This window comes from Pseudomonas fluorescens, assembly GCF_902497775.2.
Taxonomy (GTDB): domain Bacteria; phylum Pseudomonadota; class Gammaproteobacteria; order Pseudomonadales; family Pseudomonadaceae; genus Aquipseudomonas; species Aquipseudomonas putida_F.
Window position 1 is genome coordinate 1473277 of the sequence record NZ_OZ024668.1, and the last position, 10947, is coordinate 1484223.

At 65.9% G+C, this 10947-nt stretch carries 2 protein-coding genes; both read left to right on the forward strand.

All coding sequences use genetic code 11. The features are described 5' to 3' along the window. Window positions 1-6: 6 nt before the first annotated feature. Window positions 7-3069: a non-ribosomal peptide synthetase gene (locus tag F8N82_RS06890; protein WP_038994535.1), complete on the forward strand. Its 3063-nt coding sequence runs from the start codon at window positions 7-9 to the stop codon at window positions 3067-3069. Beyond that, entirely contained in the window at window positions 3066-10943 is a 7878-nt protein-coding gene (locus F8N82_RS06895; protein ID WP_052251416.1) for a non-ribosomal peptide synthetase, read from the forward strand. Before F8N82_RS06890 ends, F8N82_RS06895 begins: the two co-directional genes overlap by 4 nt. Window positions 10944-10947 lie beyond the last annotated feature (4 nt).

Genomic DNA, 10947 nt, shown 5'->3' on the forward strand with positions numbered 1-10947 from the left:
GACCCCATGACAGACGCGAACCCAGCAGAGATTTTCCAGACTTCGGCGCAGCAGGCGTTGATTCTCCAGGCCCAGAGTGAACAACCGCGCATTGCCCGGCTGTGGCTGAATTTTGCCGAGCCGGTCGAGCCAGGGCGGCTTGAGGCGGTGTTGAGTGAACTGGGCCAGCGCCACGAGATTCTGCGCACCCGTTACACCCAGGTCGCGGGGCTCAAGCTGCCGGTGCAGGAAATCGCCGAGCAGGTTCGCGTGAGCATTGCCCTTGTGCACACCGAAGCCCAGGCGCGGGCGCAGTTGAATGCGTTGCTTGAGCAAGCGCCTCTGGTGGCCTGCGTGGCAGGCGCGCAGGTGCTGGTCGGCGTGGCCCTGGCCAGCGCCGACGAGCAAGCGCTCGGGCAACTGGCAGAAGAGATCCTGGCGTTGTACCGGGGTGACACCCTGGCGCCCTTCGAGGCCTTGCAGTATGCCGACTACGCCGCCTGGCAGGCCGATCTTGATGAAGAGGCGTTCGCTCGCCAGGGCAAAGCCTACTGGCGTGGCCTGGCAGCAGCACAGGCCCCTGGGCGGCGCTTGCCCTTCGAAGCGATCGAACAGGGCGCAGGGGAGCGCAACCAGTGTCAACGCTTGAGCCCTGGCCTGAACTCGGCATTGGCCGTAATGCAGGCCGAGGCCGGGCTTGCACCGCCAGAGGCGCTGCTGTTTCTCTGGGGCAGTTTCCTCAGCGTGCTGACCCGGCAACAGCCGCTGCTGGTAGCGCTGGAGGTCGACGGACGCAATGACCAGCTGCAGCACACGCTTGGCCATTTTGCCCGACGCCTGCCGCAGGCATTCAACCTGCAGCCTGGCCTGGCGTTGCGCGAGCAGCTGGCAGCGTTCGCCGTGCAACTGGCCGAGGGCCGATCCTGGCTCGATTGCCTGAATGAACCGGACATGAGCGCTGCCGGGGCGCTGCCAGTGTTTGCCTGCGCCTACACCCAGTCGCCAGCGGCTGAACAGTGGCGGGTCGAACTGGATGACTATCGCAACGACAAGCTTTTCCTGAGTGCGCGGGCGCAAGCGGATGGCGTCTGCCTGCAACTGTCTGCGCCTGGGCAAGGGTTCGCACCTGCTCAATTGCAGGCCTGGCTGGCGCAATTTGACACCTTTGCGCTCAACGCGGCGGCTGATCTTGGCTGTGCGCCTGAGCAGATGAACACTGTCGATGCCGAGCAGGCCGCAGCCTTGCTGGCGCGTTTTGACCGCAGCCTGGCGCTGCCGGCTGCCGCCGATGATGCCCTGCATGGTCTGTTCGAGCAGATGGCGGCCTTGCATCCGCAACGCATCGCCTTGCAGATTGGCGATCAGCGCCTGAGCTATGCCGAACTGGACCGCCGGGCGGATGAACTGGCGCGCGCCCTGCAGGCATGCGGTGTGGGTGGCGACAGCGTGGTGGCGGTGTATGGTTCGCGCTCGGTGGAAATCGTCGTGGCCTTGCTGGGTATTCTCAAGGCGGGTGGCGCCTACCTGCCGCTGGATCCTGGCTATCCGGCCGAGCGCCTGTCGTTCATGCTGCATGATGCCCGGGCACAGTGCCTGATCAGCCTGCAGCCGCTGGCCGACGACATCGAGGTGGCGCCCGGGGTCCAGCGCTTGCAGCTGGATGCCTTGCCGCCCAGCGACCTGCTGCCTTTGCGCAAGCGCCATTCTGCGGCGAGCCTGGCTTACGTCATCTACACCTCCGGCTCAACCGGCAAGCCCAAGGGCGTGATGATCAGCCACGCCAATGCCTGTGCCTCGACCCGCGCCCGCGGCCTGTTCTATCGCCAGCCGCTGTTGCGCTTCCTGATGCTTTCGTCGTTTTCCTTCGACAGTTCGGTTGCCGGGATTTTCTGGAGCCTGGCCCAGGGCGGCACCCTGTGCCTGCCTGGCGAAGAGGAGCACAAGGATCCGCAACGCCTTGGCGCACTGATCGAGCGCGAGCAGATTTCCCACTTCCTCGCGCTGCCCTCGTTCTATGCGCAGATCCTCGAACACCTGGAACAGCCGGCGCTGAGTTGTGTGATCGTCGCTGGCGAGGCCTGTCCGCCGGAGCTCGCCGTGCGTCACCGCCAGCGCCTGGTGCAGACCCTGCTGGTCAATGAATACGGGCCGTCGGAAAGTGCCGTGTGGTGCTCGGCCCATGCCCTGGAACAGGATCCGCAAGGCGAGCGGGTGCCCATCGGCGCACCGATCGCTGGCGCCCGCCTGCTGGCCCTGGATGAGGCTGGCGAAATGGCCGGCTTCGGTTGTGAAGGTGAGTTGTACGTCGGTGGCCCGGGGCTTGCGCGGGGTTACCTGCAGCGTCCGGGGCTGACCGCCAGCCGTTTTGTTCCCGATCCCTTTGCCAAGGAGCCCGGGCAGCGCCTGTACCGTACCGGGGATCGGGTCAGCGCCGGGGTCGATGGTTGCATTGACTACCTTGGGCGCCTGGATTTCCAGCTGAAGATTCGCGGTTTTCGTATCGAACTGGGCGAGATTGAATCGCGCCTGGCGCAGTTGCCGGGTGTCCGCGAAGCGGCGGTGGTCGTGCGCGAAAGCGCTGCCGGGGCGCAATTGGCGGCCTATGTGCTGCACACAGACGGGCAGAGCGCAGCGAGTACCGAACAATCCTTGCTCGATGCCTTGCGCGAACAACTGCCCGAGTACATGGTGCCGGCCTTCGTGCGCGTGCTCGAGCGTTTCCCGCTGACCCCCAATGGTAAGCTCGACCGCAATGCCCTGGCGGCGCTGCAGCCGCAGAGCCACGAGTTCGTGGCGCCGCGTAATGAGCTGGAAGCAACCCTGGCAGCAATCTGGCAGGAGGCGCTGCACCTGGAGCAGGTGGGTATCCATGACAACTTCTTTGCCCTGGGCGGCCATTCGCTGTTGGCGACGCGTATCCGCTCCGAAGTCCAGGCGCGCCTGAACCTTAACCTGCCGCTGCGGGTGTTCTTCGAGGGTGAAACCGTCGCCTTGCTGGCGGAGCAAGTGGCGCAGTATCGCGATTGCGGCCTGAGTGAAAGCAAGGTCGATGCCCTCGAAGCCCTGTTCGACGCGGCGGAGCAGGTATGAGCCAGCTGAACGAACGCATGCTCACCCTGGCCAAGCGCTTTGCCGCGCTGGGGCCGTTGGAGCAGAAAGCACTGCAGGCGCGAATGATCGAGCAGGGGTTGTCGCTGGAGATGCTGCCGATCCCGCCGCGCCAGCAGGCCGACGAACTCATCCAGGCCTCCTATGCCCAGCAACGGCTGTGGTTTCTCTGGCAACTTGATCCGCAATCGAGTGCCTACAATCAACCGGCCGTGTTGCGCCTGCAAGGCGCACTGGACTGCGCGGCGCTGGGCGCTAGCCTGCAGGCGCTGATCAACCGCCATGAAGCCTTGCGCACCAACTTCGAACTGATCGACGACAGGGTCGTGCAGCGCTGTCACGCTGACCGCTCGTTGAGCTTGCAGGTGCTGGATCGCAGCGGCCTGGATGAGTCGGCTCTGCAGACCGAACTGGCCGCCTTGATTGCGCAGCCCTTTGACCTGGCAACCGATCTGTTGCTGCGTGCCACGCTGATTCGTCTGGGGCAGGACGAGCATGTGCTGGTGTTCTGTACGCACCATATCGTTACCGATGCCTGGTCGATGCCGATTCTGGTCGATGAAGTAAGCGGTCACTATGCGCGTATCAGTCAGGGCCAGGCGGGCGCGCAACCCGCGGCCTTGGGCGTGCACTATGCCGACTATGCCAAGTGGCAGCGTCTGTGGTTGCAGGCCGGGGAAGCCGATCGGCAACTGGCCTACTGGCAGGCACGGCTGGGCAGCGAACCGGTGTCGTTGGCGTTGCCGTTGGATCGCCCGCGGCCGATGCTGCGCGAGCAGCGCGGCGCCCGCTACACGCTGGCGCTGGAGCCGGGCCTGGGGCAGGACTTGCGGCGCTTCGCCAGTGGCCAGGGGGCGACCCTGTTCATGGTGCTGCTGGCCGGCATCCAGGCCTTGTTGCATCGCTACAGCGCCGCAGGCACGGTGCGGGTCGGCACCCCGGTGGCAAACCGCGGCCGTGCCGAGGTCCAGCACCTGATCGGTTTCTTCGTCAACACCCAGGTGTTGCAGGCCGAGATTGAACCGTGGATGAGCTTCGAGCAACTGCTTGCCCAGGTCCGGGAACGGGCGCAGGAGGCCCAGGCCAATCAGGACCTGCCGTTCGAGCAACTGGTCGATGCCCTGCAGCCTGATCGCAGCCTTAACCAGACGCCGCTGTTTCAGGTGTTGTTCAATCACCAGGCCAGTGCTGCGCCAGCAACCGAGCGGAACCTGCCGGGCTTGCGCCTGCAGGCACTGGACAGCGGCAGCGAATCGGCCCGTTTCGACCTGACCTTCAACACCCATGAGCTGGGTAGCCAGCTGCAGGCATCGCTGGTCTACGCTGAGGATGTGTTCGACGCGGCAACCATCGAACAGATGGCCGGGCACTGGCTTAACCTGTTGCGTGCAGCGCTGGCCGAACCGCAGCGGCCATTGGGTGAACTGGCACTGCTCGCGCCGCAGCAACAGCAGGCGCTATTGGCCAGCGCGGCGCCAGCCCAAGCGCTGACGCTGCAGGGCAGTGTGCACGGGCAGATCGAGCAACAGGCCAGGTTGCATCCCGAGCGCCTGGCGCTGGTGGAGGGCGAACGACAACTGAGCTACGCCGCGCTCAACACCCGCGCCAACCAGCTGGCGCACCGCATGATCGCGCTGGGAGTCGGTGCGCAGGACACGGTCGCGATACTTGCCGAGCGCTCGCTGGAATCGCTGGTCGCGCTGCTGGCAACGCTCAAGAGTGGGGCGGCCTATGTGCCGCTCGATCCCCAGCTGGCACCACGGCGCCTGCAGCAGATGGTCGAGGCCAGTCGCTGTAGCCTGGTGCTCGGGCGCGCCGGCGCGCTGCAAGCGCTGGCGCCGTGCGCGCAACTGGCGACCCTGGCCCTTGATGATGCGCAGGCCTATGCCCCGGCGCAGCACGACCCGCAATGCCGGAGCGAGCTTGAGGCACTGGCCTATGTGATTCACACCTCCGGCTCCACTGGCCAGCCCAAAGGGGTGATGGTCAGTCATGGGGCGCTGCTGCATTACCTGCAGGGCCTGGAAGCGCGCCTGCCGCTGGCTGATGTGCAGCGGCTGGCCCTGGTCTCGACCCTGGCAGCCGACCTCGGCCATACCGTGGTGTTCGGGGCCTTGTGCCAGGGGCGGACCCTGCACCTGATCGACAGTGACCTGGCACTCGATGGCCACGGCTTTGGCCAGTACCTGCAGCAGCAGCGCATCGATGCCCTGAAAGTGGTGCCTTCGCATTTTGCCGCGCTGCTGGGCCAGGATAACCAGGCGGTCATTCCCCAGCGTTGCCTGATCCTCGGCGGCGAGTCGCCGACACCCGGGTTGCTCGAGCGTATCAAGCGCCTGGCACCGGATTGCCGGGTGTTCAACCACTATGGCCCGACCGAATGTACCGTCGGTGCGCTGGCCGGTGAGCTTGAGGGTGACACGGCCATCCACCTTGGCCGTGCGCTGCAAAACCGTCAGGCGCTGGTGCTCGATGGCGGGTTGCAATTGATGGCCAGCACTTGCCCGGGCGAGCTGTACCTGGGCGGCGCGGGTATTGCCCGCGGTTATCATGAACAGCCCGGGCTGACTGCCGAGCGTTTCGTGCCGGACCCATTCGCCGCCCAGCCCGGTGCCAGGATGTACCGCAGCGGTGATCGGGTGCGTCGTGGCGGCGATGGCCAGCTGGTGTTTATCGGTCGGGCTGACCAGCAGTTGAAGATTCGAGGCTACCGGATCGAAACCGGCGAGATCGAGGCGTGCCTACGGCGTCATCCGGCGCTGGCCGAGGCCCTGGTGATGGCCTGGCAGGAAGGCGAGCAACAGCACTTGCTGGCTTATCTGGTGCCCGTCGACCCCGCTGCAGCGCCTGCCGAGTTGAGTGCACAAGTGGCTGATGCACTGCGCGAACGCCTGCCGGCCTATATGCTGCCCAGCCGCTGGGTGGTTCTCGAACGCTTGCCGCTGACCGCCAACGGCAAGCTTGATCGCAAGGCTTTGCCCGCGCCTGTCACACCTGTGTCGGTGGCCTCCAGCCAAGGCGTCGGGACGGCCCTGGAACTGCGTTTGGCGAGTGTGTGGCAAGAGGTGTTGCGCTGCCCGCAGGTGGGGCTGGACGATAACTTCTTCGAGCTGGGTGGCGACTCCATCGTTTCCATTCAACTGGTCAGCCGTGCCCGTAGCGCCGGCATCCATTTCAGCGCCCGGGATATCTTCCAGCACCAGACCGTGCGCAGCCTGGCCGCCCAGGCGACCCAGGGCGCTGCCCGGCAGGTGGTCGAGCGCGGGGCCGAGCAAGGCGTATGTCAGCTGTTGCCGATCCAGCAGGGCTTTTTCGCCACCGACATTCCCCAGCACCAGCACTGGAACCAGTCGATTCTGCTGCGCCCGCAGGTGGCGCTGCAGGGGCCGGTGCTGGAGCAAGCCTTGCAGGCCCTGCTGGATCAGCATGATGCCCTGCGTGCCCGCTTCGAGCCTGGCGCCGCTGGCTGGCACTGCCACCTGCAGGCGCCGGCGCCGGTAGCCGAACTACTGTGGCAGCGGCATCAGGTGAGTGCCGCCGACCTCGATAGCCTGGTCAACCAGGCGCAGCGCAGCCTGCGCCTGGACGGCGGCAGCTTGCTGCGCGCCTTGCTGGTGAACCTTGAAGACGGCAGCCAGCGTCTGCTGCTGGCGGCCCATCATCTGGTGGTCGACGGCGTGTCCTGGCGAATCCTGCTGGAAGATTTGCAAAGTGCCTATGGCCAATGCCTGGCCGGGCAGCCGCTGCAATTGCCGCCGCGCACCAGTTCGCTGCGCGAGTGGGCGCAGCGCCTGGCGCAATGGGCGCATGCGCCTGCCCAGCAGGCGCGCCTGGATTACTGGCAGGCGCAGTTGGCAGATGTTCCCGCTTCGCTGCCAGGCATGCGTTTCGCACAGGCGGCCAGCAGCGCCAGCAAACAGGTGCGCGTCACCCGCCTGGACGCTGAAACCACTAGCCGGTTGTTGCAGCAGGCCAATGGCGCCTACCGCACGCAGATCAATGACCTGCTGCTGACGGCCCTGAGCCGGGTGCTGTGCCGCTGGACCGGCCAGGCGGCGATCAACGTCCAGCTTGAAGGCCATGGCCGTGAGGAGCTGTTCGACGATGTTGACCTTTCGCGCACGGTGGGCTGGTTCACCAGCCTGTTTCCGCTGCGCCTGGCCCCTGCGTCGACGCTGGCCGACTCGATCAAGCAGATCAAGGAGCAACTGCGCGCAGTGCCACAGCGTGGTATCGGCTTCGGGGCGCTCAAATACCTCGGCCCGCAAGCTGCCCGTGAGCGCTTGCAGGGGTTGCCGACGCCGCGTATCACCTTCAACTACCTGGGCCAGGTCGACGGGGCCTTCAATGCCCAGGCGCTGTTGCTGCCCGCCACCGAGTCCAAGGGTGACGAACGCAGCCCGGAGGCGCCGCTGGGCAACTGGCTGACGGTCAGCGGCCAGGTCTACCAGGGACGCTTGAGCCTGGACTGGACCTTTAGCGACGCGATGTTCGAGCCGGCGCAGATCCAGTGCCTGGCCGATGACTATGGCGCCGAGTTGAATGCCCTGGTCGGCCATTGCCTGGTGCCCGGGCAGGGTGGCCTGACGCCCTCGGATGCGCCGCTGGCCGGGCTTGACCAGGCCGCGCTGGACGCCTTGCCGGTGGCCAGCCATCTGCTGGCGGACCTCTACCCGCTGTCGCCGATGCAACAGGGCATGCTGTTCCACTCGCTCTACCAGACCGAGACCGGGGCTTACATCAACCAGCTCGACTGTACCGTGCGCGGCCTGGACCCCGAGCGCCTGCACCACGCCTGGCAAGCCACGGTCGATGCGCACGATATCCTGCGCACCGGGTTCATCTGGCAGGGTGAGCAGGCGCAGCCGCTGCAAGCGGTCTATCGGCACGCCGAGCTGGAATTCCAACTGCTGGACTGGCGCAGCCGCCCTGACTTGCAGGCCGCCTTGCAGGAACTGGCAGCAAGCGAGCGGGCCCGCGCTTTTGAGCTGGCCCAGGCACCGCTGATGCGCGTGGCACTGGTGCGATGCGCGCAATCGTCCTACCAGTTGATCTACACCCACCACCACATCCTCATGGACGGCTGGAGCAGCTCGCGCCTGATGGGGGAGGTGATGCAGCGCTATCAGGGCCAGGACCCGGGGCGCCCGGCGCGCTCGATTCGCGAGTACATCGGCTGGCTGCAGGAGCAGGATCCGGCAGCCGCGCAGGCGTTCTGGGAGACGCAGCTGGCTGGCCTGCAAGCGCCCACGCGGTTGCTCGATGCGATTGTCAGCAAGCCCGAGCAAGCCTCGGGCATCGGTCACTTCGACAGCTGCCTGAGCGCCGACGACAGCGAGCGGTTGAAGGGCTTTGCCCGTAGCCAGAGACTGACGTTGAATACCCTCGTGCAGGCTGCCTGGGCCTTGTTGCTGCAACGCTACACAGGGCAAGACAGTGTGTGCTTTGGTGCCACGGTATCGGGGCGTCCGGCGCAATTGCCCGGTATCGAGCAACAGGTGGGGCTGTTCATCAACACCTTGCCGGTGATCGTCAGCCCGGACCCGCAACAACCTGTAGGTGCATGGCTGCAACAGCTGCAAGCGCTCAACCTGGCCTTGCGCGAATATGAGCACACGCCGCTGTACGAAATTCAGCGCTGGGCCGGGCGCGGTGGCGAGGCCTTGTTCGACCATATTCTGGTGTTCGAGAACTTCCCGATCGCCGAGGCCTTGCAGCAGGTGGGTGACCAGGCCCTGCAATTTGACGGGGTGCACCAACACGAACGTACCAATTACCCGTTGACCCTGGCTGCAGGGCTGGGCGACACCTTGCAGTTCCAGTTCAGCTACGACCGTGCCGCGCTTTCTGCGTCCGCCGTAGCGGGCCTGGCCGGTCATTTGCACACCCTGCTCATGGGGCTTGCCCAGGATCCCGGCCAAGCCCTTGGACGGTTGTCGCTGCTGGACGCCGAGCATCTGCAGCAGCGCCTGCTCGAGGACGGCGCCCTTGGCCCGCTGGTACATGAGGCCTTTGCCGCCAATGCCGCGCGCACTCCCGAGGCCATTGCGCTGATTTGTGAAGGCCAGCACTTGCGCTATGGCGAGCTCAATGCCCGGGCCAACCAGCTCGCCCACCGATTGCGCGGCGAAGGCGCCGGGCCGGAAACCCTGGTGGGGATCGCCATCGAGCGTTGCAGCGACCTGGTGGTAGCGGTGCTGGCGGTGCTCAAGTCCGGGGCGGCCTATGTGCCGCTGGACCCCGAGTACCCGGTGGAGCGCCTGAGTGCCATGGTCGCCGACAGCGGCGCCCGATTGCTGCTGACCCGCAATGCCTTGCTGCAACGCCTGCCGGCGCTGGCCGGTTTGCAGGTGTTGAGTCTGGATGACGATCTGCAAGGCTTTGCCAGCGATGATCCGCAAACACCGCTGTTGGCCGATAACCTGGCCTACGTGATCTTCACTTCCGGTTCGACCGGCAGGCCCAAGGGTGTGGCGGTAAGTCATGCGGCGCTGGCCCGCCACACGCAAGCGGCAATCGAGATGTTGCAGCTCAGTGCCCGGGACCGGGTGCTGCAGTTCGCCACGTTCAACTTCGACCCGTTCGTTGAACAGCTGTTTGCCAGCCTCACGGTCGGCGCGACGGTGATCATGCGCGGCGACCAGCTGTGGAGCAGTGAGCGCTGGCTGCAGGAGGTCCGTGGCCAGGGGATTACCGTGGCCAACCTGAGCACCGCCTATTGGGCGACCATTGCCCGTGATCTGGCCCACGGCGGGCCGCAGGACATGGCCGCGCTGCGCCTGATGATCTGCGGTGGCGAGGCCATGTCGGCCGCCGCCCTGGCCGATTGGCGCCAGGCCCTCGCCACGCCGGTAAAACTGCTCAATGCCTATGGCCCCACCGAGGCGACGGTGACCGCCAGCGCGCATGACTGCAGCGTCTACCTCGACCCGCAGCAGGCGGTACCGAGTGTGCTGCCTATCGGCCGGCCCCTGGCCGGGCGCAGGCTGTACCTGCTCGACAGTCAGGGACAACCAGCGGCGGCCGCAGTCGCCGCCGAGCTGAGTATCGGCGGCGAGTTGCTTGCCCGTGGGTACTACGGGCGCCCGGGCTTGACGGCCGAGCGCTTCATCCCCGATCCCTTTGCCGGGCCGGGGGCGCGCCAGTACCGCACCGGTGACCTGGTCTGGGCAGGCGCGGACCAGGTGCTGGGTTACCTTGGCCGGCTCGACCAACAGGTCAAGGTGCGGGGTTATCGGATCGAGCCCGGTGAAATCGAAGCCCGCCTGCTTGAGCACCCGCAGGTAGGCGAGGCGCTGGTGCAGGTGCATCAGGGGGCAACCGGCGCGCAACTGGTGGCCTACCTTGTGCCAGCTAGCGGGCAAGCCCGGCTTGCGCTCGATGCCTGCAAGGCCTGGGTCGCCGCAGCGCTGCCTGCCTATATGGTGCCGGCCCACTGGGTCATGCTCGAGCGCCTGCCGCTCAGCCCCAACGGCAAGCTTGACCGGCAGTCGCTGCCGCTGCCGGACCTGAACCAGGCCGTTGCGGCCTACCAGGCACCTCGCGATGAGTTCGAGCAACAGGTGGCGCTGATCTGGCAACAGGTTCTGCACGTCGAACAGGTCGGGCTGGCGGACAACTTCTTCGAGTTGGGTGGGCATTCGTTGCTGGCGACCCAGGTCATTGTTCGTCTGCGCGGGCAGATGGGGCTGGAGGTGCCCCTGGAAAATCTGTTCCTGGCCAGCGACCTGGCAGCGTTCTGCAGCCAGGCGCGCGGGCTGCGAAACGAGGCAAAACCCCTTGAAGACGAATTGGCTAAATCTTTGGAGGCTCTCAAACGTTTATCAAGCGCAGAGCTTGAAAAGCTGATTTCCTAAAGGA

Bases quoted from the DNA above. Each gene is read 5' to 3' on its own strand.
- F8N82_RS06890 (WP_038994535.1), top strand. From the start codon at position 7: ATGACAGACGCGAACCCAGCAGAGATTTTCCAGACTTCGGCGCAGCAG.
- F8N82_RS06895 (WP_052251416.1), top strand. From the start codon at position 3,066: ATGAGCCAGCTGAACGAACGCATGCTCACCCTGGCCAAGCGCTTTGCC.